Consider the following 22,070-nt stretch of genomic DNA (forward strand, 5'->3'; position numbering starts at 1 on the left):
CGTTCCGCCTGGGCGGCCAGCAGCGCCAAACTACGGACTGCATTTCCAGTCAGACACTCAGCATGAGGCGCGGCGTTAATTATCCAGGAACGAGCGCAGCTTCCTTGACCGGCTCGGGTGCTTCAGCTTGCGCAGCGCCTTGGCTTCGATCTGGCGGATGCGTTCGCGCGTCACCGAGAACTGCTGGCCGACTTCTTCCAGCGTGTGGTCGGTGTTCATGCCGATGCCGAAGCGCATGCGCAGCACGCGCTCTTCGCGCGGCGTCAGCGACGCCAGCACGCGCGTCGTGGTCTCGCGCAGGTTCGACTGGATCGCCGCGTCGATCGGCAACACCGCGTTCTTGTCCTCGATGAAATCGCCGAGATGCGAGTCTTCCTCGTCACCCACCGGGGTTTCGAGCGACAGCGGCTCCTTGGCGATCTTCAGAACCTTGCGCACTTTCTCCAGCGGCATGCCGAGCTTTTCGGCAAGCTCTTCCGGGGTCGGCTCGCGGCCGATCTCGTTCAGCATCTGGCGCGAGGTACGGACGATCTTGTTGATCGTCTCGATCATGTGCACCGGAATACGAATGGTGCGCGCCTGGTCGGCGATCGAGCGGGTGATCGCCTGCCGGATCCACCAGGTGGCGTAGGTCGAGAACTTGTAGCCGCGGCGATATTCGAACTTATCGACGGCCTTCATGAGGCCGATATTGCCTTCCTGGATCAGATCGAGGAACTGCAGGCCGCGATTGGTGTACTTCTTGGCGATGGAGATCACGAGGCGGAGATTGGCCTCGACCATTTCCTTCTTGGCCTGGCGCGCTTCGCGCTCGCCCTTCTGCACGCCATGCACGATCTTGCGGAATTCGCCGATCTCGAGGCCGGTGAGCGCCGCGAGCTGCTGGATCTCGCCGCGCAGCTCCTTGATGCGGTCCTTCTCGATGGCGACGAAATTCTTCCAGCCCTTGGCCGACAATTTCGACACGCGATTGAGCCAGCGCGGATCGAGCTCCGAGCCCTGATAGTTGCGCAGAAAATCCTCGCGGCCGACGCCGTGGCTGTCGCCGAGGCGCATCAGGCGACCTTCGAACGAGACGAGGCGCTTGTTGATGTCGTAGAGCTGCTCGACGAGCGAGTCGATACGCGCCTGGTTGAGGCGCAGCGACTTCACCTCGACGACGATTTCGTCCTTGAGCTTCTTGTACTTGCGCTCCTGCGACGGCGACAGCGACGGACCCTGCGACGAGCTTTCCAGCTGGTTCGCGATGTCCTGTTCCTGCAGCTTGCGCAGCTTCTTGTACTCGGACGCGATCTTGTCGAAGGTCTCCACCACCTTCGGCTTCAGTTCGGCCTCGATGGCGGCAAGCGACATCTGGTTCTCGAACTCGTCGTCGTCCATCTCGCCTTCGGCGGCGCCCTCGCTCACGGCTTCGCCGCCGGGCGCGGCTGCGGGCTGCGCACGGCCGGGCGCCGGACGGAACGGCGTCGCCTGCGCGGGCGCCGACGGCGGCGCGGCCACGGCGCTCTCACCGCCCTCGCCTTCACCCTCGGCGGGGCCGGCGATCAGAGCGGGATTGACGCCACCCTTGCCTTCGGGGCCGGCATAGGTCGCTTCGAGATCGATGATGTCGCGGAGGAAGATCTTGCCTTCGTTGAGTTCGTCGCGCCAGATGATGATGGCCTGGAAGGTCAGCGGGCTTTCGCAGAGACCGGCGATCATCGCCTCGCGGCCGGCCTCGATGCGCTTGGCGATGGCGATTTCGCCTTCGCGCGACAGCAGCTCGACGGTGCCCATCTCGCGCAGATACATGCGCACGGGGTCGTCGGTGCGCTCGCCCGGTTCGGACTTCTTGACTTCGGTGACGGCCTTCGACGTCACCTCGACGAGTTCGTTGTCGGTCTCGTCGTCGTCCTCCTGCTTCTCTTCCTCGTCGGTGTCCTCGTTCTCGGAGACGTTGATGCCCATGTCCGACAACATCGACATGATGTCTTCGATCTGTTCGGGCGAGGTCTGGTCGGAGGGCAGCACTTCATTGAGCTGATCGAAGGTCACGAAGCCGCGCTTCTTGGCCTGCTTGATCATCTTCTTGACGGCCGCATCGGACAGATCGAGCAAAGGCGACGGCGCTTCGGCGGCATCCTTTTCGGGCGTATCCGCTGCCGCGTCTTTTTCCTTGTCCTTGGTCTGCAGCGTCTTTGCCTTGGTGGCCATTCAATGCTCCTGAAACGCGCTCACGCCGAGAGCGTGTCCTGTATATCGGCCGCGCCCCGCCATCTCATCTCGTACCGATCGACTTGCTCGTCACTTGCGTGACGGGGTGACGCGCAAAGGGCGGCGCTTGCCTTTCGCCACCCTGTCGTCATACCCGATCCGTCGGTCTCGGCTATTCAATCTCTGCTCAAGGCTTTACCCGTGAAGGGCTTAAGCCCGGATTAACCCTGTTTGTGCCGCCAAACCATGGTTTTGGCGAGTCTTTTTGCCCATGGCAACGGTTCCGTCCGCAGCAAAGTTTGATCACTGGCTGCGCTGGAACCGCCCCGACAACTCGCCAAACCCTTCGATCAGCGCCTCGGTCCCGTCCACCTCGGCAAGCCGGGCCTTGACGTCGCGGAGCCAACCGTAATTGGTTTCACTGGCCTCCGCGCCCAATGCGAGCTCGGCATCCTTCAATTCCCTAAGTAATGAGTGGTACTGGCGATGCAAGGCGACCAGCTGCATCCAGGTCGCCAAAACGTCCTCCTGCGCCGCTCCGGGCTGCGCCGCCCACACCGCCTGAACCGAATTCGCCCGCTCAACCATCTGTAATTGCTCGGATAATCCGGCCTTTACCAGGTCTTCACGCATTTCCGCGCTTTGCTCGGCCTCGTCGCCATGATGATGCTCGTGGGCGAAGGCGGCGATGATGCCGGCGCGCAGCCGGTGCATCTCCGGATGTGCCAGCTCGAGCGCTGCAACCTCCTCGAGCCGATCATGCAGCAGCCAGGGATGGTTGATCAGGCTCTGCAGGATCAGCGCCTCGCGCCGCGAGACGGCGCTGCGCTGGCCGCGCATGATGGACGATGTCGCAAGCTGTGGACTGATGGCCTGATAGGGCCCGCGACCGAGCATCTGGCTCGCCGTGGGCGGCACGCCGCGATTGCCACCGCTGATTCGCGGCGTGAACGGGCGCTGCGGCGCGCGCTGAAACTGGCCCGGCCCGCCACGATAGCCGCCGCTTTTGGCGCCGCCGCCGAACTGGCGGTACAGCCGGTCGGCCAGATCCTGGCGATAATATTTCTTCACCACATCGTCGCGGATGACGGTGGAGATCTCATTGATCCGCGCCTCCAGCGCGGCGCGGCGCTCGGGGGTGGAGAAATCGCCGGCGGCGATCTCGCGCGCCCAGATCAGGTCCGACAGCGTGCCCGCGGCCGCAATGACATCCTCGACGGCGCCGCGCCCGCCCGAGCGCGCGAGATCGTCGGGGTCCTGCCCTTCGGGCAGCAGCGCGAAGCGCAGGCTCTTGCCGGGCTTGAGATGCGGCAGCGCCAGCTCCGCCGCGCGCCATGCCGCCTTCTGGCCGGCACGATCGCCGTCGAAGCAGAGGATGGGCTCGTCCACCATCTTCCACAGCAGCTGCAGCTGGTTCTCGGTGAGCGCGGTGCCGAGCGGCGCGACGGCGCCGGGGAAACCGACGCCGACCATGGCGATGACATCCACATAGCCCTCGACCACCACGATGGGCGCACCGTCATGGGCGGCTTTGCGGGCCATGGGGAAATTGTAGAGGTTGTCGCCCTTGTGGAAGAGCGGCGTTTCCGGCGAGTTCAGATATTTCGCCGGCACATCCTTCTTCAGCGCACGGCCGCCGAACGCGATGATGCGGCCGCGGGCGTCGGCGATGGGAAACATCACGCGGTCGCGGAAGCGATCATAGGGCACCGGGATATCGTCGCCGCCGATCAGCATGCCGGTCTCGACCATGTCGGAAACGGGGATGCCGGCCGCGCCGAGATGCTCCTTCAGCGCGAACCGATCCTCCGGCGCGTAGCCCATGCGGAACTGCAGCTGGGTCTGCGGGCCGATGCCGCGATCGGCGAGATAGCCGCGCGCCTGCGCGCCGTGCCGCGAGGTCAGCGTGTCCTGAAAGAATTTTGCGGCGATCTCCATGACGTCGTGCAGCGTCCTGCGGCGCTGCTCCTGCCGCGCGGCATCCGGGGTCGCGGCGGGCACGGCGAGACCCGCCATGGATGCCAGACGCTCGACGGCCTCGACGAAGCCGACGCCCTCGGTTTCCATCACGAAGTCGAAAATGTTGCCGTGCTTGCCGGTGGAGAAGTCGTGGTAAAACTGCTTCTGGTCGTTCACCGTGAAGGACGGCGTCTTCTCCTGCTGGAACGGCGACAGCCCCTTCCACTCACGCCCCGCCTTCTTCAGCTTGACGCGCTTGCCCACGACTTCCGAAACCGGAAGCCGGGCGCGCAGCTCTTCGAGGAATTGGGGCGTGAAACGCATGGTCGCCTAGGCATATAGGGGATAGTTGCCAAATTGGCATCTATTGCCGAATGGCAACCATTATTCACAGGGGAACCGGCCTCAGCCCCCTACTCCGCCCTCATCCTGAGGAGCGGCCGAAGGCCGCGTCTCGAAGGATGGTCGCGTGCTCAGGAGCCAAGCCAGCTCATGGTTCGAGACGGCGCTTCCGCCTTCGCTCTTCGAGCTACGGCGGACAAGTCGCGCCTCCTCACCATGAGGGGCGGTGTTTGTCGTTGAACATCGCCCTTGAATTCTTCCAAGTTCCGTTTTTAACAAGAGCGATGTTCACGACTTTTCGAGGTGGCCAGACCGGCACGTGGCGGGTGCTCTCCATCGCGCCCGCACGCGGCGACACGCTGCCGATCATGCCCGCTTTGTCCGTCACCCATGCCGATTCCATTGCGCTGCCGCCGGCTCCGTCGGCCCATTCCTGGCGGCTGATCGGCGTCGCCAGCCATCTGCGCTACACCGAGCGGCTGGAGAAGATCGCGCTGACCAAGGCGCAGGCCGGGCTCGGGCGCGCGGAGGCGACCCGCGCCGCGCTGATCCCGATCCGCAAGAACAACGCGTGGTGGCTGATGACCCAGAACGAACGCCGCCGCATCTTCGAGGACAAGTCCCGCCACATCGCCGACAGCCTGAAATACCTGCCGGCGATCGCACGCCAGCTCTACCATTCGCGCGATCTCGGCGGCCCGTTCGATTTCCTCACCTGGTTCGAATATGCGCCCGAGCATGCGGAGGTGTTCGAGGAATTGGTGGCGATGCTGCGCGAGAGCGAGGAATGGCAGTTCGTGGAGCGGGAGGTGGATGTGCGGCTGGCGAAGGAGGATTGACGGAATGTAGATACAAGTGTATATACAGCCATCTGTCTCCTCTTATGTAGCAAAGATTCTCGATTTCACCTTATAGTTGCGCGGGGTGGATTGGGGCTTTGCGATGACGGAGAGCCTGACGCGTTTGTTTGCGGATATTCGCGATTTCGATTGGGATCCGAACAAGCGCGAAACAAACCTACGCGATCACAAGATCGACTTTGATGACGTGTGGCAGATTTTCGACGGTTACACATTCACCCGGAGGTCGGATCGTCATGGCGAAGTCAGGTACCAAGTCTTCGGTTATCTTGAAAAGCGCGAAGTCGCAGTCGCCTGCGCAATCCGCGGATCGCTCTGCTGGATCATTTCGGCCCGACGCGCGCGACGAGACGAAAGACAGAAATACTACACGCGTCTCTAGGTACTCACCGAGAAAAGGGAAAACCGACTGGGCAGCCCTCGATGCCTTGACCGACGAGCAGATCGAAGAAGCCGTTCGCAACGATCCCGACGCCGTGCCACTCGACATCGATTGGTCCGACGGCGTTGTCGTCGTGCCGATGAAGAAGATCCCCATCTCCATCCGCATCGACGAAGACGTGCTCGACTTCTTCAAGCGCGAGGGCGATGGCTATCAACGTCGCATGAATGCGGTATTGCGCTCTTATATGAACCAGATGACCAAGCCCAAGAAACGCGCCTGACGGCCTCGTCGCGACCCCACCGTCCAACTGCATGGCTCCCATCCGAGACGGCGCCTTACGGGCGGGCCAGGCATGGGCCATATCGGCTCAAGCCCTCCCGCCCGCCCGAAAGCCCCCATGTCCACTTCTGTCGAACACCCCGCCCATGACCGCGGTCCCGGCGGCTGGCTGATCCTCGCATTCGCCATCGCCTGCGGCGTCACCGTCGCCAATCTGTATTACGCGCAGCCGCTGGTCGGATCGATTGCCGAGAGTTTCGGCCTCGATCTGTCGAACGCCGGCGTGATGATGACCATGGTGATGTTCGGCTATGTGCTCGGCCTGCTGTTTCTCGCGCCGCTCGGCGATCTCGTCGAAAACAAATCCCTGATCCTGATCACGCTGGGCGCACTGATCGCGAGCCTGCTAATCGCCGCCGTATCCCCCACGGCGACCGTGTTCGTCATCGCCTCGCTGCTGGTCGGCATCAGCGCCGTCGCCACGCAGATGATCCTGCCGGTGGTCGCCCATCTCGCGCCTGAACGCCGACGCGGGCAGATTGTCGGCACCGTCATGAGCGGGCTGCTGTTCGGCATTCTGCTGTCGCGACCGGTGGCGACCATGGTGGCCGGCACATTCGGATGGCGCGCGGTGTTCGCCATTTCGGCGGTCTTGATGGGCGGCGTGCTGGTGCTGATGGCGATCGCGCTGCCGCGGCGCAAGCCCGAGCACAGCCTCAACTACGTCAAGCTGATCCACTCGCTCGGCCATCTCGCGCTGACCACCAAGGTGCTGCACCGGCGCGGCGCCTACCAGTTTCTGATGTTCGGGACGTTCAGCATGTTCTGGACGTCGATGCCGCTGGTGCTGGAAGAACCGCCCTTCTCGCTCGGCTATGTGGCGATGTCCGCCTTCCTGCTGTCGGGTGCGAGCGGCGCCTTCGTGGCGCCCCTGGCCGGACGCATGGCCGATCACGGCCGCGGCAACACCACGACCATGATCGCCATGGCGCTGGTTCTGTTCAGCTTCGCGCTGACCTGGCTTGGCGGACATATGAGCGGCGCGACGGCGATCGCGATCTTCGTGATCGCGGGCATCCTGATCGATGCCGGCACCCAGGCGAATTTCGTCACCGGACAGCGCTCGATCTATGCACTGCCCGCGCAGACCCGTAGCCGGCTCAATGCGCTGTATCTGGCATCCGCCTTCTTCGGCGGCACCATCGGCGCAGCCGTCAGCGGCTTTGCCGTCGCGCATGGCGGCACCACCGCGATCGGGCTGATCGGCATGGGCGCGGCAGCTCTGGCGCTGGTGCTGCTCGGGCTGGAAGTGTCCGAACGTCGCCGCAAGACGGATTAAGCGACGCCGTCATCCGCCGTACTTCACCATATGCGCTCCGCCGGCGGATTACGCTTCGCTCATCCGCCCTACAGGAAGCGGCCCGACTTGATGCGCGCCGTTTCGTTCACCGGACGGTTGTAGATATAGGTCCAGGCCTGAACGTTGCTGCCGTCTGTGAGCGTCACCGGCAGCATCTCGCGCAGATAGAGCGTCGGCTGCTCATGCTCCGGCCCGATGCTCTCATAGTCGTCGAGCACGGCGAGCAGTCTGGCGGGATCGCGCATCCGGAACAGCTCGCCATGGACGATGTCGTCCCCGACCGTCGAATGCAGCAGGCCCGGATAGTGCGCGATCATATAGAGCCGGCCCTGGCACGACGCCTCGCCGAGAAAATCCGCGCCCGACGCCAGCAGCTTCGACATCGGATGATCGAAGCCACGCATCAGCGTTCCGTAGACGAAAATACGATCCGACATATGACCCTTCATTGCGTTTGCTTGACCGGCGGGCCGACGCATCACGGCAGCCTCGCGGCGACTTGCCCCGTTCCGGCATTCAATTGCCTTGCTTCGCGCTATATTATCCCGGGAATCAGGGCCGGCGCATCCATGCCGGCGATACAGAGATACGCCGTTGGACCATCTGCCCCAATCCGACCTGCGCCTCGCGCCCGATGAGATCGATCCCGTTCTCGAACTGAACGTCGATGGCGCATCGCCGTTTCTTTTCACCAGCGACCATTATGGCCGTGCGATCCCGCGCATGCTCGGCGATCTTGGCCTGCCCGAGAGTGAACTGGCCCGCCACATCGCCTGGGACATCGGCATTGCCGGCGTCGCCGATCGCGTGGCCCATGCGCTGGACGGGCACCTGATCGCGCAGCGCTATTCGCGTCTGGTCATCGACTGCAACCGGCCGCCGGAAGCCGTCAGCTCGATTCCGCTGATCAGCGAGGCGACGACGATCCCCGGCAATGACGGCCTGACGCAGGAGGCCAAGGCACGCCGGCGCGAATTGCTGTTCGACCCCTATCACCGCCGCATTGATGCGGTGATCGATCACAGGCTCAAGGCGGGGCAGCCGACGGTGCTGGTGTCGCTGCACAGTTTCACCCCCGTCTATGCGGGCATCAAACGGCCCTGGCATATCGGAACCCTGTATCAGCACGATCACACGCTGCCGCCGCTGCTGTTGCGGCACCTGCGAGCCGAAGGCGATCTGGTGGTGGGCGACAACGAGCCCTATGCGGTGTCGGATGCCACCGACTACACGATCCCTGTCCATGGCGAGAAGCGCGGGCTCATGAATACCGGGATCGAGATCCGGCAGGACCTGATCGCGGAAGAAAGCGGCCAGATCGCATGGGCCGAACGGCTGGCGCGCATCTTCACCGAGATCGAGGCGACGCTGCTGACGCCGCGCGCGTCGCATCTTTGATCGCCGCGCCTTGTTCTCAACGAGATCTGGTCAGCGCCAGCCACAAGCCGCCGCCGATCATGAAACCACCTGAGATCCGCGACAGCAGCCGCGTGCGCCGCGCCGAGAAGAATTTTCGCGCACGGCGGGCGGCGACCGCATAAATGATATCGGTAACTCCTGCGGCGACCATGAACGTGGCGCCGAGAATGCCGACCTGTAAAAAGTTGTTGCGTTCGAGATCGACGAATTGCGGAATGAAGGCGCCGAAGAACACCAGCACCTTCGGATTGCTGAGCAGCACGGCGAGACCTTGCAGAAAGAAACCGCCGCGCGGCGGCGCCGGCGCCGTATCGGTATCGATCCCCTCGATGGGCGCGCGCACCAGCTTGATGCCGAGCCAGACCAGATAGGCGGCGCCGATGAAGCGCACCCAGTCGAACCAGTAGCCCATGGTGGCCATCATGGTGGTGAGGCCGAAGGCGACAATGGCGATGACGACCGCCAGCCCCGCCTGCGTGCCAGCAATCGTCACCAGTGCCGATCGCGTGCCGTAACGCAAGCCGTTGGCGATCACCAGCGTGACATTGGGGCCGGGCAACAGCGCCAACGCGATGCAGGCGGCAACGAAAGTGAGATAGATCTGCAGGGACATCGGCGCTTCCTTTATCCGCGCGCACGCAATTCGCGCCGCAGCACTTTACCCGTGGCGGTCATCGGCAGCGACTCCGCAAATGCCACATGCCGTGGATATTCGTGGGCGGCGAGCTGCGACTTGACGAAATCCTGCAACTCGCGGGCGAGCGCGTCGCTCGGCGCGAAGCCCGGCCGCAGCACGATCCAGGCTTTCACCGCTTCGGTGCGGATGGGATCGGGGATGCCGATCACAGCGGACAAAGCGACAGCGGGATGCTTGAGCAGCGTATGCTCGATCTCCGACGGGCCGATGCGATAGCCGGCGGAAGTGATGACATCGTCCTCGCGCGCGACATACCAGAAATAGCCGTCGTCATCCTGGATGCCGAGATCGCCGGTGAGCAGGAAGTCTCCGGCATACTTCTTCGCGGTCCCCTCCTCGTTCTGCCAGTAGCCCAGCATGGTGCAGGGATTGGGCTGGCGCACGCCGACGATGCCCCGCTGCCCGCGCGGCAGTTCCTCGCCCTGCTCATTGACGATGCGCACATCGAAACCCGGCGTCGGCTTGCCCATGGAGCCGGGCCTGATCGGGAACAGCGCGGCATTGTTGCCGACCACGAGATTGCATTCGGTCTGGCCGTAAATCTCATGGGCATCGATGCCGAATGTCTTGCGCACCCAGTCCAGCAATTCGGCGCCGAGCGACTCACCGCCGGTAAGGATGCTGCGCAGCTTCACACCGGGATGCTTCACATTGGCCTGCCGCATCAATTTCAGTGCGGTGGGAGGCAGGAACACGTTGCGCACGCCGTGATCGGCCATCAGTTGCATCGCGGCCTCGGGTTCGAACTTCTTCGCGCGATAGCCGACCACGGGCACGCCGTGATACCAGGCTGGAAACAGCGCATCGAACAAGCCGCCGATCCACGCCCAGTCCGCCGGTGTCCAGTAGACATCGCCGGGCTTGGGAAAAAAGCCGTGCACCATCTCCACATTGGGCAGATGACCGAGCAGCACGCGATGCGCATGCAGCGCGCCCTTCGGATTGCCGGTTGTGCCCGATGTGTAGATGATGATGGCGGGATCGTCGCAGGATGTATCGACGATGGCGAAATCGTCAGAGGCCCTTTCGAGCGCTGCCCAGAACGATGTCGTTCCGACGGGCGCGGTGGCGGCGATCACATAGATCACTTCGAGCGCCGGCAGCCTGTCGCGAATTTTCTTCAGCTTCTCCCAGCCGCCGAGATCGGTGACGATGGCGCGCGCGCCGGAATTGTTCAGGCGGAATTCCAGCGCGTCTTCGCCGAACAGCGTGAACAGCGGCACCGACACCATACCGGAGCGAAAAGCCGCCAGATGCGCGACGGGAAGTTCGATCGACTGCGACAGAAAGACGGCCACGCGGTCGCCGCGCCGCAGACCATCCGCCTTGAGCGCATTGGCGAAGCGACGTGAGTACGCGGCGACCTCATCGAAGGAGAGTTTTCGCGTGCCGCGATCCTCATCCACATAAATCAGCGCCAGCAGTTCGGCGCCATCCGCATAGCGGTCGCAGGCCACCGTCGCGATATTGAACCGTTCCGGGACATCCCAGTGGAAGTCGCGATAAAGCGCGTCGTAATCGGTGGTTTCCTTGAGCACGGTTTCACTCCCAGCCCTCATGGCGTCTCGAACCATGAGCTTGTTGCCCACCCTTCGAGACGCGGTCTAAGGCGACCGCTCCTCTCGCCTGGACGCAATTGCGTCCAGGCTGGGGTGAGGGATCGTTTGTTGCGGCGATTGTAGGATTCAATCGATCAACACTGCAAACGACCTGGCCTGACGCCAAAGTGCCTTGAATTTCGCGTCCCGGCATGGTCTTCAGGCAGCCAATCCGGAACCGGCGCGCCCCCCGCGCCTTGCCTCCTTCCTCTGGCAGAAGAAATCCATGGCCCGCAGGTTTTCGTCCGCCTACCAGCCGGAGCCGATGTCCAGCCTGGCACTCTGGGCCCGGCGGCTGGCGGTGTTCTCGGCGATCGCCGCGGTGGTCTCGATCGTCGTCGTCAGGTTCGGCTTCCTCGAAGTGAAACCGGCGCTGATGACCTTTTTCGGCGCGCTCGGGCTCGCCGGCCTGTCGATTCTGGTCGCACTCGCCGGCTTTGCGGCGATCTGGCAAAACGGCTCCCGCGGCATGAGCGTGATCCTGATCGCGCTGCTGCTGGACGCGTCGATCCTCGCTTATCCCGGCTACCTCGCCTATCAATATCGCAAGCTGCCGAAGATTCACGACATCACCACCGACCCGATCGATCCGCCGCGGTTCGAAGCGTTGGCGCGGCTGCGCACCGGCGAGGACACCAATTCCGCCGTCTATGCCGGCCTTTATTCCGCCGAGCAGCAACGCGCGGCCTATCCGGATATCGAGCCGGTCGAACTGGACGTACCGGTCCAGCGCGCCTATGAGCTGACGCTGGCGCTGGTGAACAAGCGCAAATGGCTCGTCATCGACGAACGTCCGCCACAGCCGCCGCGCCGTATCGGCCGTATCGAGGCGGTGGCGCGTACACCGATCATGGGATTTCGCGAGGACGTTTCGATCCGCTTCATACCGGACGGCGAAGGCTCGCGGGTCGATATCCGCTCGTCGTCGCGCTACTTCGAGGGCGATCTCGGCAGCAACGCCGCGCGGGTGACCAAGCTGATCGAGGACATCAATACGGCCGCGGACAACGCCCCGGCGGCGAAGGCCACACCGGCCGCGAAGGCGGCGGTGAAGGGGAAGAAGTAGCTCCGACCTCATCCTGAGAGTCTGACTCATAAAGCGGTCGAGGTGGTTTTCGACTGCTTTTGCTCGGAATAATGCCCGTTCAGCTCAGGATCTCGATTCTCCGTCCCTCATCCTGAGAGCCTGACTGGAAATGTGGTCCGTAGTTTGGCCCTGTTGGTCGCCCAGGCGGAACGCAACAAGCTCTGTCCCTCATGGTGAGGAGGCGCGTAGCGCCGTCTCGAACCATGAGATAGCTTGACTCGGCGCTCTTCGGCCATCCTTCGAGACGCCGCTACGCGGCTCCTCAGGATGAGGGGCGGAGAAGCGAGATACTGAGCTGAACGGGCATTATTCCGAGCAAAAGCAGTCGAAAACCACCTCGACCGCTTTATGAGTCAGACTCTCAGGAGCCGCGCAGCGGCGTCTCGAAGGATGGCCGCACACTCTGAGCCAGGCGAACTCATGGTTCGAGACGGCGCCGCGCGCTTCCTCACCATGAGGGGCGGTGTAAGGTGCCTCACGCCACCCGATAACTTCCGCCGATCACCGGATCGCCATCCGTCGCCACCACTCCGCGCGCGACGAGGTCTTCCAGGTGGGCCAGCACCGAATAGCCTGCCGCGCCCGAGAGTCGTGGGTCGAGGCCGATATAGATCGCACGCACGATGGTCGGAATATCCGCCTCGCCTTTGCCGAGCCGATGCAGGATGGAGGCTTCGCGAGCCTTTCGGTGGCGGATCAGGAAGCGGACGAAGCGCTGGGCGTCGGGAATGTCAGGCCCATGGCCGGAGAAATACAGATCCTCCGGACGGGCGGCGAGCTTTTCCAATGAAGCCATATAATCGATCATCGAACCGTCCGGCGGCGCGACGATCGAGGTCGACCACCCCATCACGTGGTCGGCGACGAACAGCCAGTTCTTCTCGCGCCAGGAAAACGCCATGTGATTGGCGGTGTGGCCCGGCGTTGCCACGCCTTCCAGCGCCCAGCCATCCCCCTCGATGACGTCGCCGTCACGCACGACAACATCGGGCTTGAAATCGCGATCGGCCCCGGATTCCGGCGAGTGCTTCTCGCTCTCGAAACGCGGGCGCGAGGCGCGGTGCGGGCCTTCGGCATAAACGGTGGCGCCGGTCGCGGCCTTGATGCGGCCCGTGTTCGGAGAATGATCGCTGTGGGTGTGGGTGACGATGATATGCGTCACCGTTTCGCCCTTCACGGCCTCAAGCAGGGCGTCGGCATGAGCTTCGTTATCCGGGCCGGGATCGATAATCGCGACCTTGCCCTCGCCGACGATGTAGCTGTTGGTGCCCGTGAAGGTGAAAGGCGACGGGTTATTGCAGAGAACGCGGCGCACGCCGGGACGAACGTGATCGACCACGCCCGGCTTGAGCGGGTAATCGCGATTGAACGGAATATCGTCGTTGTCGCTCATGGTCGGTCCTTCCCGGCGTGTTGTTGTTTGATGACTAGCAAGACAATGCGCGAAAGCAAACGGCGCAGAAACGCGCCTGCCATGCGCAACGCATCGCCGCGGCGCTCGCCCTTCCCTCCCCCTTGCGGGGTCTGGCGGACGCATTTGTCCGCCGTAGGTGGCCGGCCCTTTTGGACCGGTCGGGTGGGGGCGCCCCATGTGAGGTCCTACCGTGGGGCACCCCCACCCGGCGCTACGCGCCACCCTCCCCGCAAGGGGGAGGGAATCCACTGGCACCTGCGCAAAGTTACGGGCACGCAAAACAAAAATGCCCGGCACAGGGCCGGGCACTTCGCAACACTGACAGCGTAACCGCTTAGCCGAACGCCTGGATGCCCGTAATCGCACGGCCGAGGATCAGCGCGTGGACGTCGTGCGTCCCTTCATAGGTGTTCACGGTTTCCAGATTCTGCGCATGGCGCATCACCTGGTACTCGATCTGGATGCCATTGCCGCCGTGCATGTCGCGGGCCATGCGGGCGATATCGAGGGCCTTGCCGCAATTGTTGCGCTTCACCACCGAAATCATGTCCGGATGGAAATTGCCCTCGTCCATCAGGCGGCCGACGCGCAGCGAGCCCTGCAAGCCCAGGCTGATCTCGGTCAGCATGTCGGCGAGCTTCTTCTGCACCAGCTGGGTCGCAGCGAGCGGGCGATTGAACTGCTTGCGGTCCAGCGTGTACTGGCGGGCGCGGGCCATGCAGTCCTCGGCAGCGCCAAGCACGCCCCAGGAAATGCCATAGCGGGCGCGATTGAGACAGCCGAACGGTCCCTTGAGGCCGGACACGTTGGGCAGCAGGTTCTCTTCCGGCACGATCACGCCATCCATGACGACTTCGCCGGTGATCGAAGCGCGCAGCGACAGCTTGCCGCCAACCTTCGGCGCGGTGAGGCCCTTCATGCCCTTCTCGAGGATGAAGCCGCGGATCTGGTTGTCATGCGCGGCGGACTTGGCCCACACCACGAACACGTCGGCGATCGGTGCGTTCGAGATCCACATCTTCGAGCCGGTCAGCTTATAACCGTCCGACACCTTCTCGGCGCGGGTCTTCATGCCGCCGGGATCGGAACCGGCATCGGGCTCGGTCAGGCCGAAGCAGCCGACCCACTCGCCGGTGGCGAGCTTGGGCAGATACTTCTTGCGCTGATCCTCGCTGCCATAGGCATAGATCGGATACATCACCAGGGAGGACTGCACCGAGTTCATCGAGCGGTAGCCCGAGTCGACGCGCTCGATCTCGCGATTGACGAGGCCGTAAGCGACATAGCTGGCATTGGCGCAGCCATAATCCTCCGGCAGCGTCACGCCGATCAGACCAAGCTCGCCCATCTCGTTGAAGATCTCGCGATCGGTATGCTCGTTGAGATAGGCGTCGGTCACGCGCGGCAGCAGCTTGTCCTGAGCGTAGGCGCGCGCGGTGTCGCGGATCATGCGCTCGTCTTCGGTGAGCTGGCTATCGAGCAGGAACGCATCGTCCCACTGAAAATTCGCAGCGGGCTTGTCCTTACCCTTGGCGGCAACGCTCATCGAAGTCCCTTTCATATCGTGGCTGAGTGGCGCGCAGGCTTTTTGGTTTCCTTGCCTGCGCGTGTCTGCTCGCATCATCGCGGGCCGCGCGAGGCGACCTTGACGATTGCAGAATGCGGTATTTTAGGTCTTGGACCTTTAGCCTTCAAGCTGTTCGTTGCAGGCGATCTCGATACCGAAACCCGACAGGCCCTTATAATCATGGGTCGAGGAGGTGAGATGGCGGATCGAGGTGACGCCGAGATCGCGCAAGATTTGCGCACCGACACCGATTTCGCGCCACTGACGGTTGCGATCTGCCTCGGCCGACTTCGGCGTGTCGAGCGGCTCGACGGGAACACCTGCGGCACCGTCGCGCAGATATACCAGCACACCGCTACCGTTCGCCTTGAAGCGCTCCAGGATGACATGCATCTTGGCCGGACCGGCGAACATGTCGCGGACGATGTTCGGCTTGTGGAAGCGGGTCAGCACATTCTTGCCGTCACCAACGCTGCCATAGACGAAGGCGACGTGGTGAATCGGATCGAAGGGCGAGCGGTAGGAATAGCCCTGCAGGGTGCCGATCGGGCTTTCGGTCGTGAAGGTCGACACACGTTCGATCAACTTCTCGCGCGCCTGACGATAGGCGATCATGTCGGCAATGGTGACATGCTTGAGCTTGTGCTTGGCCGCGAAGTCGACGACCTGCTGGCCCTTCATCACGGAGCCATCGTCATTCATCAATTCGCTGATGACGCCGACCGGCGGGAGATTGGACATCTTGCAGAGATCGACGGCCGCTTCCGTATGGCCCGAGCGCATCAGCACGCCGCCATCCTTGGCGATCAGCGGGAAGATGTGGCCGGGGCGGGCAAAATCATTGGCGCCGGCATTGGGATTGGTCAGCGCACGACAGCAGGAAGCACGCTCTTCGGCCGAAATGCCGGTGCCGTTATCGGGCTTGTAGTCGATGGACACCGTGAAGGCGGTGGTGTGGTTGCTGTCGTTGTTGACGACCATCGGATCGAGCCGCAGGCGGCGAGCATCCTCAGTGGTAATGGGGGCGCAGACGATGCCGGAGGTATGGCGAATGATGAAGGCCATCTTCTCCGGCGTGCAGAACGACGCCGCGACGATCAGATCGCCTTCGCCCTCGCGATCGTCGTCATCGGTGACCACGACCATCTCGCCAGCGGCGAATGCCTTCAGAACGTCGGAAATCGGATCGGCCATCGGAATGCTCTCATTCGTTGTGGTCAGTGATATGGCGCAGAGCGGGGAGCGGTGCAAGGCGCGGAAACGGGGGGCGCCATGCGGGTTCGCTGTGCGGAATGGGGGGCTTGGCGCAGGCCTATCGCTCCCTCGCCCCGCTCTTGCGGGGAGAGGTTAAGCTAAGGCAGCACTTCCCGGCGCTCCGCCAGCCGCATGTCCATTTCCGCCCGTTTCGCCTCCAGCAGGCCCTGATCCACCGCCTCGATAACCTCGTAAAGCGCATGCGCGTCGCTGATGCGGGTGACGGTGACATAGTCCGCGCCGGCGGCGTAGATATCCTCGACGTCGCGGAGCAGATCCGCCGTGGAGATGATCTTGGCGGTCGGGTTGATCGAGCGGACGTGGCGCACCAGTTTCTCGTTGTTGGCGCCCTTCAGCAGGGAATCCGGCACACTCAGGATGATGATCTCGGCATTGCCGACGCCGGCATGGACCAGCGTGTCGACATTGCTGATATCGCCATAGACCACATGCTGGCCGCGCGCGGCGAGCGTGCGGTAGACGTTCGGATTGAAATCGACCACGCTGATCTGATCGAGCAGTTCCTTGTTCTGTTGCTCGATCTGGCTGAGCAACGCCGAGGCGGTGCGGAAGAAGCCGAGAATGACGATGCGGCGGGCGGCGCCGTGACCGGCGTCATGCCCGGCCTCGCCGCCCTGCCCGTGATCGAGATCGCGCAGGCCGAAGCGCTTGAGCAGCGGAATGGCCCAGCGGGTGAGCCAGTCGCTCTGGACCATGGCGAAGGTGGAGAGCACCGCGAGGATGACGAACGCGAATGACGCGGCACTCGACGTTTCCTTGGTGATGTGATTGGCGGCGATGCCTGTCTGCAGCACCACCAGCGAGAATTCGCTGATCTGCGCCAGATTGAGCGCCGGCAACAGGCTGGCGCGCAGGCCCTGCCTCATCATGTAAAGCGGCGTGAAGGTGGTGACGAGCCGGCTGACCACGGCAAAGATGGCAATCACCAGCGCGAGCTTGACCGTGGCGAGATCGGGCACCGGGATCGTCATGCCGACGCCGACGAAGAACAGCGTGATGAAGAAGTCCCGCAGCGTCGTCACCTTGGCGGTGACATCGAGCGCGTAGGGAAAGGTCGAGAGCGCAACGCCGGCGACCAGCGACCCCATCTCGCGCGACAGATGCAGGCGCTCGGCGATCTCGCCGATCAGGAAGCACCAGGCGAGCGCGCCGAGCATCACCAGCTCCGGCTGCCGTGCGATCTGGTGGAACAGCGGCGGCAGCACATAGCGGCTCAGCACCAGCGCGGTCGCCACCAGCGCTCCGACCCGCAGGAACGAGAGCAGCACGACCCCGATCTGCAGATCGTCGAGGCTCGGCTGTACCGCCAGGAACAGGATGGCGAAGATGTCCTGCAGCACCAGAATGCCGAGAGTAATGCGGCCGGGCAGCGTATCGAGCTCGCGCTTCTCATAGAGAACCTTGACGATGACCACCGTCGAGGACAACGCGCAGGCGACCGCGAGGTACAGCGCATCGAAACCGCCGCCGCCGAGCTTCAAACCTATCGCCATGAAGAAGGCGGCACCGAGCACACAACCACCGACGAGCTGCACCCCGGCCGCGATCAGAATGACCCTGCCGGCCCGGATGATTTTCTTCAGATCGATCTCGAGGCCGATCATGAACAGCATGAAGATCAGGCCGAGTTCCGAGATGGTCGAGACCGACTCGTCCGACTTGACCCATCCGCTGCCGTAGGGCCCGATCACGAAGCCCGCGACCAGGTAAGCAAGTATCAGCGGTTGCCGGAAGAAGTGCGCAGCCAGCCCGATGGCCCATGCAAACAGGATACATAGGGTGATATCGCGGATAAGGTCGTGCATGCCCCTGCCAAAACGTAGCTTTCGCGGCCGCACTCTAATGGTGCAGCGCGTAGGGGCAAAGGGGTAAATCCCGTTGTCTGAAATGGCATCACCGGTAAATCCAAGCCGATATGTGCCAGAAGGAATTTGACGTATCCGAGCGGACCGCGAAACGCGGGAAAACGTGCTTAACGCGCAGCGTTGTTTACTCCACCCTCATGGTGAGGAAGCGCCTCTTCGGCGCCGTCTCGAACCATGAAATGGCTGGGCCCCCGCGTCTGCAGCGCGACCGCAAATGCTATGGCAGCGTGACGATCTCCACCCAGTTCGGATTCTTCCCTACCGGCGTTTCCGCCAGCACGGTCAGCGTGCCGGTCTTCTTGTCGATGGCGTGGCTGGTCATGCTGTTGGACAGTTGTCCGACCGCAAGCAGATAGCGGCCCGACGGATCGATGGCGAAGCCGCGCGGCTGCTTTGCCGTCACATATGAGCCGATCGCGCTCAGCGTGCCGGCCTTCCGATCAACGACGAACGCAGCCAGTGTGCTGCTGGTGCGCTCCGAGGCATAGAGATATTTGCCGTCCGGCGTCAGATGAATATCCGCCGCCCAGGGCTTGCCGCCGAAGCCCTTCGGCAATGCGCTCGCGATCTGGACCTCTCTCATCAGCGTTCCGGTCTTCGCATCCCACGGGAACACATAGATCGCGGCATCGAGCTCGTTGAGCAGATAGACGAACTTCCTGTCCGGCGAGAATACGAGGTGGCGCGGGCCGCCATTGGCTTTCACGCTCACGCTCGGTGGATCGTTAGGCGTGAGCTTGCCGGTTATGGCATCGAATTTCTGCTGATAGATGACATCGCCGCCGAGGCTGGTATGCAGTACATAGCGATTGGTGGGATCGACAATGATCGCATGCGCACTGGGCAAGGTATTCACCACCTGCTCCGCCGGAGCGATCACACCATTGGGGCCGATCGCGCTCACCGTCACCTTGTTGCCGCCATAGCTGGCAGCGAGCAGAAAACGGCCCGTGCGGTCGATGGCGATATAGGCCATCGAATCCGCCAGCGGTCCCGGGCCGACCAGTTTGAGCTTCCCGGTCTTGGCATCGATATCGAAGGTGACGGCCGTATATGGCTCGTTGCGCAGGGCGGCATAGAGCCGGTGCTTCTCGGGACTGATCGCCAGCGGCAGCGAGCCGCCCGGTTTCGCCGGCCCCGGCACCTTGACGGTGTCGACGGCGGACAGATCGCCGTTCGGTTTCAGTTCGAGGATCGTGATATCCTGACTGTCGGCATTCCCCACATAGACGAAGGTGGCGGCCATCGCCTGGCTCATTGCGGCACCCGCAAACATGGCAACGGCCATCCCGATCCGATGAAGTGCCCTGCGCGCATGCATCTCATCCTCCCGCCGATTTTATGGTTGGGAGCGATGATGATACGCGGCACGCATGACCGCAAGCTGCGCTGCGGCAAAGTCAGAACGTCCCGGCCAGGGTCACGCGCAGGGCCAGCGGTTCGACCGGGTGAAGAATGCGATCCATGATGCCGGTCTGGCAGACGGCGGCAGGCGCTGTCGGCGCACCGCCTCCTGCGGGGAAGCAGGCGGCGAACAGCGCGTCCGTCTTCAGCAGCGAACCATAGGCATAGGTGATCTGGTCGGACTTGCTATCGAGGATGTTGAAGGCGTCGAGCTGAATGCGCCAGCCATTGTCGAAGCGATAGCCGATCTGGCCGTTGAGCACCCCCGTGGCCGGCGAAACGAAGGCGGCGTCCTCGGTGAGCGGGCGCGGGCCGAAATAGCGGTAGCGCAGCGCGCCGAACCAGCCTCTGGCCTCGCCGAGCCGAATACCCGCCGAGGCGATCATGTTGGGCGCACCGGGAATGTAATTGCCGGGCGCGTTGCCGATCTGCGACGTCGGATAGCCGTCGAGTTCGGCATGGGCAGCCGCCTGATCGGCATTGCTGCCACGGAAGCGCGCGCGTGTCATGGCGAGATCGGCTTCGAGGCTGAGCCACGAGACGGGGCGATAGTCGTTGGTCCATTCGAAGCCCACACGGCGGCTCGGGCGGCTCGCCTCGGTGTCGCCGGCATCACCGACGAACAGGATTTCCGAAGCAGACTCCAGCGTGAACAACGCAATGGAGCTGGTGAGGCCCGGGATGAGTTTTGTACGCAGTCCAACCTCGGCGCCACGCGTCTTCACGAGAAACGGCGATGAATCCACCGATGAGCCATCCGAGGGCGATTCCCTGATGGTCACGCCACGCGCGTCATTGCTATGGAAGCCTTCACCCGCGTTGAGGAAAAGCTCGGTCTTGGCAAAAGGTCCAAACACGAGGCCGGCCTTGGGGCTGCCGATAGTCGCATTCGCCGTGCCGGAATTGGCGGCATTGAACAGCGAATTGACTGATGCATTGTAGTAATCGCCGCGCCAGCCGACATTGCTGCGCAGCCAGTCGGTCCACCAGGTCGTATTCTGCACGAAGATGCCGGCGCTGGCCTCCTTCACGAGATCGCTGCGCGTGGTGGAGAGATATTGCCGGCGAACGGTGTTGCCGAGGCTGACATTGATATTGTCGTAACGACTTTGCACACCGATCTCGGTCTCGGTACGGAAGCTGCCGAGATATCCCTTGAATGTCCGCGAGGCGTTGATGCCGCCGAGCATGCGGTCATCTTTCTGGTGAAACTGATCGCCGTTCTCGGGGTCGCTCAGGAAGAACGTAAAATTGTTCCAGAGGTTGAGCTTGCTCTTGATGGCATAGAAATCGACCTTGGTCGCGCTTGCGCTGTCATTGTCGCGATAGCGGCCCGAAATGGAAAAGCGCTCGGCATTGCCGCCATCGGTCGGATCGAGTGCGCCATAGAGGCCGATCTGGCCGGAGGTGATGGCACGCAGCGGCACCTGATCGGTGGAATTCCAGCGATTGGCATAGGCCATGCCGGTGAGCGAGAACCCATTCTCCGACGTGCCCTGGCTGTAGCGGACCACGGCGTTGATCTTCTTGAGCTTGTCGGGATCGTCCCACGGGCCGTTGTAGATATTGGCTTCCGCGGCCACGAGCAGGTTACCTTCGCCCGCCTTGCCCGAGGTGACACCGAAGGCGCGGTTGTAGCCAAAGCTGCCCGTGGTGATCGACGCCATGGTCTTTTCCACGCTGTCGATCAGGCTGACATGGATCGCGCCGACCGACGAGAAGTCGCCCTCATCGGCGAAATACGGACCCTTGCGGACATTGACGACACCGATCAGTTCCGGGATCAGGAAATTCATGTCGGCATAGCCCTGGCCGTGACCATGGGTGCGCATGTTCACGGGCATGCCGTCGATGGTGATCGCGAGATCGGTGCCGTGATCGAGATTGACGCCGCGCAGAAAATACTGATTGGCTTTGCCGTCGCCCGAATGCTGGGTGACGATCAAGCCCGGAGCGACCTCCAAGGCCTCTGCAGGACGCGACAACGGACGCGCATTGACCTCGGTGCCACCGATATTCTTTTCGCTGGCTGCGCCGACCGGAAGCTGCGCCACCTCGGCACCGGGATTGGTCGTGCCGGCACCGCTTGCCACAGCGACAGATGGCGCGGGACGACGCCCCGTATAGTGGCCTTTCGCAGCCGATCCGGAGCGCTTGGCAGGCGCCCCCACGCGCGGCTGCGGCGCATCGACTTCAACCGGCGCCAGTGTCGTAACGCCCTGTGCCATGACGTCTCCCGACACCAGCATGACGGCCGCAACCAGCGACAGACCACCCGACATACACTTCATCGCAAACCGCCCCCAGCGGATATCCAGCAGATGCGAAACAACAATCCCGGCGCGGCCGCTGACGGGTTATGTTGC

The 22,070-nt window shown here is 63.0% G+C and carries 17 protein-coding genes; 6 read left to right on the top strand and 11 right to left on the bottom strand.

Annotated elements, in window-relative coordinates:
- Window positions 1–75: 75 nt before the first annotated feature.
- Together rpoD and dnaG are read right to left on the bottom strand one after the other, a co-directional pair.
- Window positions 76–2,193, bottom strand: a complete 2,118-nt coding sequence (rpoD, locus tag E0H22_RS20060; protein ID WP_233022739.1) for an RNA polymerase sigma factor RpoD — start codon at window positions 2,191–2,193, stop codon at window positions 76–78.
- 303 nt (window positions 2,194–2,496) lie between these two features.
- Window positions 2,497–4,476 carry a DNA primase gene (dnaG, locus tag E0H22_RS20065; protein ID WP_233022740.1) on the bottom strand — a complete coding sequence of 660 codons (1,980 nt, stop codon included), beginning with the start codon at window positions 4,474–4,476 and terminating at the stop codon, window positions 2,497–2,499.
- Window positions 4,477–4,778: 302 nt separating this feature from the next.
- Here dnaG and E0H22_RS20070 point away from each other — a divergent pair, with 302 nt between their 5' ends.
- From E0H22_RS20070 to E0H22_RS20080, 4 genes are all read left to right on the top strand, one after another.
- The gene (locus E0H22_RS20070) at window positions 4,779–5,333 is read left to right on the top strand and encodes a chlorite dismutase family protein (protein ID WP_233022741.1); all 555 of its coding nucleotides are present in this window, start codon (window positions 4,779–4,781) and stop codon (window positions 5,331–5,333) included.
- Between the two features lie 103 nt (window positions 5,334–5,436).
- Window positions 5,437–5,736 (top strand): BrnT family toxin, encoded by a 300-nt coding sequence (locus E0H22_RS26080; protein ID WP_430715173.1) that lies wholly within the window; start codon window positions 5,437–5,439, stop codon window positions 5,734–5,736.
- Window positions 5,624–6,019: a BrnA antitoxin family protein gene (locus E0H22_RS20075; protein ID WP_430715174.1), complete on the top strand. Its 396-nt coding sequence runs from the start codon at window positions 5,624–5,626 to the stop codon at window positions 6,017–6,019. Before E0H22_RS26080 ends, E0H22_RS20075 begins: the two co-directional genes overlap by 113 nt.
- Window positions 6,020–6,136: 117 nt before the next feature.
- Window positions 6,137–7,357, top strand: a complete 1,221-nt coding sequence (locus tag E0H22_RS20080; RefSeq protein WP_233022743.1) for an MFS transporter — start codon at window positions 6,137–6,139, stop codon at window positions 7,355–7,357.
- 68 nt (window positions 7,358–7,425) lie between these two features.
- On the opposite strand, the gene E0H22_RS20085 is transcribed toward E0H22_RS20080, so the two are convergent.
- Window positions 7,426–7,815 (bottom strand): gamma-glutamylcyclotransferase family protein, encoded by a 390-nt coding sequence (locus E0H22_RS20085; protein ID WP_233022744.1) that lies wholly within the window; start codon window positions 7,813–7,815, stop codon window positions 7,426–7,428.
- 157 nt (window positions 7,816–7,972) lie between these two features.
- On the opposite strand from E0H22_RS20085, the gene E0H22_RS20090 reads away from it, so the two are divergent.
- Window positions 7,973–8,776 carry an N-formylglutamate amidohydrolase gene (locus E0H22_RS20090; protein WP_233022745.1) on the top strand — a complete coding sequence of 268 codons (804 nt, stop codon included), beginning with the start codon at window positions 7,973–7,975 and terminating at the stop codon, window positions 8,774–8,776.
- Between the two features lie 16 nt (window positions 8,777–8,792).
- On the opposite strand, the gene E0H22_RS20095 is transcribed toward E0H22_RS20090, so the two are convergent.
- Together E0H22_RS20095 and E0H22_RS20100 are read right to left on the bottom strand one after the other, a co-directional pair.
- Window positions 8,793–9,410, bottom strand: coding sequence for a LysE family translocator (locus E0H22_RS20095; RefSeq protein WP_233022746.1), 618 nt, complete (start codon window positions 9,408–9,410; stop codon window positions 8,793–8,795).
- An 11-nt stretch (window positions 9,411–9,421) separates the two neighbouring features.
- On the bottom strand, window positions 9,422–11,053 hold the full coding sequence (locus E0H22_RS20100) for an acyl-CoA synthetase (RefSeq protein ID WP_233022747.1): 1,632 nt from the start codon (window positions 11,051–11,053) through the stop codon (window positions 9,422–9,424).
- A gap of 265 nt (window positions 11,054–11,318) precedes the next feature.
- Here E0H22_RS20100 and E0H22_RS20105 point away from each other — a divergent pair, with 265 nt between their 5' ends.
- On the top strand, window positions 11,319–12,158 hold the full coding sequence (locus E0H22_RS20105; protein ID WP_233022748.1) for a DUF1499 domain-containing protein: 840 nt from the start codon (window positions 11,319–11,321) through the stop codon (window positions 12,156–12,158).
- A 496-nt stretch (window positions 12,159–12,654) separates the two neighbouring features.
- On the opposite strand, the gene E0H22_RS20110 is transcribed toward E0H22_RS20105, so the two are convergent.
- The 6 genes from E0H22_RS20110 to E0H22_RS20135 form a co-directional block, all read right to left on the bottom strand.
- A complete protein-coding gene (locus E0H22_RS20110) occupies window positions 12,655–13,572 on the bottom strand; it encodes an MBL fold metallo-hydrolase (RefSeq protein WP_233022749.1) in 918 nt (305 codons plus the stop codon).
- A 355-nt stretch (window positions 13,573–13,927) separates the two neighbouring features.
- The gene (locus E0H22_RS20115; protein WP_233022750.1) at window positions 13,928–15,139 is read right to left on the bottom strand and encodes an acyl-CoA dehydrogenase; all 1,212 of its coding nucleotides are present in this window, start codon (window positions 15,137–15,139) and stop codon (window positions 13,928–13,930) included.
- 138 nt (window positions 15,140–15,277) lie between these two features.
- Window positions 15,278–16,354, bottom strand: coding sequence for a 3,4-dihydroxy-2-butanone-4-phosphate synthase (gene ribB / locus E0H22_RS20120; RefSeq protein ID WP_233022751.1), 1,077 nt, complete (start codon window positions 16,352–16,354; stop codon window positions 15,278–15,280).
- 158 nt (window positions 16,355–16,512) lie between these two features.
- Window positions 16,513–18,240: a cation:proton antiporter gene (locus tag E0H22_RS20125; RefSeq protein ID WP_233022752.1), complete on the bottom strand. Its 1,728-nt coding sequence runs from the start codon at window positions 18,238–18,240 to the stop codon at window positions 16,513–16,515.
- Window positions 18,241–18,517: 277 nt separating this feature from the next.
- Window positions 18,518–19,576 (bottom strand): lactonase family protein, encoded by a 1,059-nt coding sequence (locus E0H22_RS20130; RefSeq protein WP_233022753.1) that lies wholly within the window; start codon window positions 19,574–19,576, stop codon window positions 18,518–18,520.
- A gap of 124 nt (window positions 19,577–19,700) precedes the next feature.
- Complete coding sequence (locus tag E0H22_RS20135; protein WP_233022754.1) at window positions 19,701–21,995, bottom strand: TonB-dependent receptor; 2,295 nt, start codon at window positions 21,993–21,995, stop codon at window positions 19,701–19,703.
- Between the last annotated feature and the right edge of the window lie 75 nt (window positions 21,996–22,070).

This window comes from Rhodopseudomonas boonkerdii, from assembly GCF_021184025.1.
Classification (GTDB): Bacteria; Pseudomonadota; Alphaproteobacteria; order Rhizobiales; family Xanthobacteraceae; genus Tardiphaga; species Tardiphaga boonkerdii.

Coding starts and splice junctions, on each gene's coding strand:
- E0H22_RS20125 (WP_233022752.1), bottom strand. CDS start 18,240: ATGCACGACCTTATCCGCGATATCACCCTATGTATCCTGTTTGCATGG.
- E0H22_RS20130 (WP_233022753.1), bottom strand. CDS start 19,576: ATGTTTGCGGGTGCCGCAATGAGCCAGGCGATGGCCGCCACCTTCGTC.
- dnaG (WP_233022740.1), bottom strand. CDS start 4,476: ATGCGTTTCACGCCCCAATTCCTCGAAGAGCTGCGCGCCCGGCTTCCG.
- rpoD (WP_233022739.1), bottom strand. CDS start 2,193: ATGGCCACCAAGGCAAAGACGCTGCAGACCAAGGACAAGGAAAAAGAC.
- E0H22_RS20115 (WP_233022750.1), bottom strand. CDS start 15,139: ATGAGCGTTGCCGCCAAGGGTAAGGACAAGCCCGCTGCGAATTTTCAG.
- E0H22_RS26080 (WP_430715173.1), top strand. CDS start 5,437: ATGACGGAGAGCCTGACGCGTTTGTTTGCGGATATTCGCGATTTCGAT.
- E0H22_RS20110 (WP_233022749.1), bottom strand. CDS start 13,572: ATGAGCGACAACGACGATATTCCGTTCAATCGCGATTACCCGCTCAAG.
- E0H22_RS20085 (WP_233022744.1), bottom strand. CDS start 7,815: ATGTCGGATCGTATTTTCGTCTACGGAACGCTGATGCGTGGCTTCGAT.
- E0H22_RS20095 (WP_233022746.1), bottom strand. CDS start 9,410: ATGTCCCTGCAGATCTATCTCACTTTCGTTGCCGCCTGCATCGCGTTG.
- ribB (WP_233022751.1), bottom strand. CDS start 16,354: ATGGCCGATCCGATTTCCGACGTTCTGAAGGCATTCGCCGCTGGCGAG.
- E0H22_RS20105 (WP_233022748.1), top strand. CDS start 11,319: ATGGCCCGCAGGTTTTCGTCCGCCTACCAGCCGGAGCCGATGTCCAGC.
- E0H22_RS20080 (WP_233022743.1), top strand. CDS start 6,137: ATGTCCACTTCTGTCGAACACCCCGCCCATGACCGCGGTCCCGGCGGC.
- E0H22_RS20070 (WP_233022741.1), top strand. CDS start 4,779: ATGTTCACGACTTTTCGAGGTGGCCAGACCGGCACGTGGCGGGTGCTC.
- E0H22_RS20135 (WP_233022754.1), bottom strand. CDS start 21,995: ATGAAGTGTATGTCGGGTGGTCTGTCGCTGGTTGCGGCCGTCATGCTG.
- E0H22_RS20100 (WP_233022747.1), bottom strand. CDS start 11,053: ATGAGGGCTGGGAGTGAAACCGTGCTCAAGGAAACCACCGATTACGAC.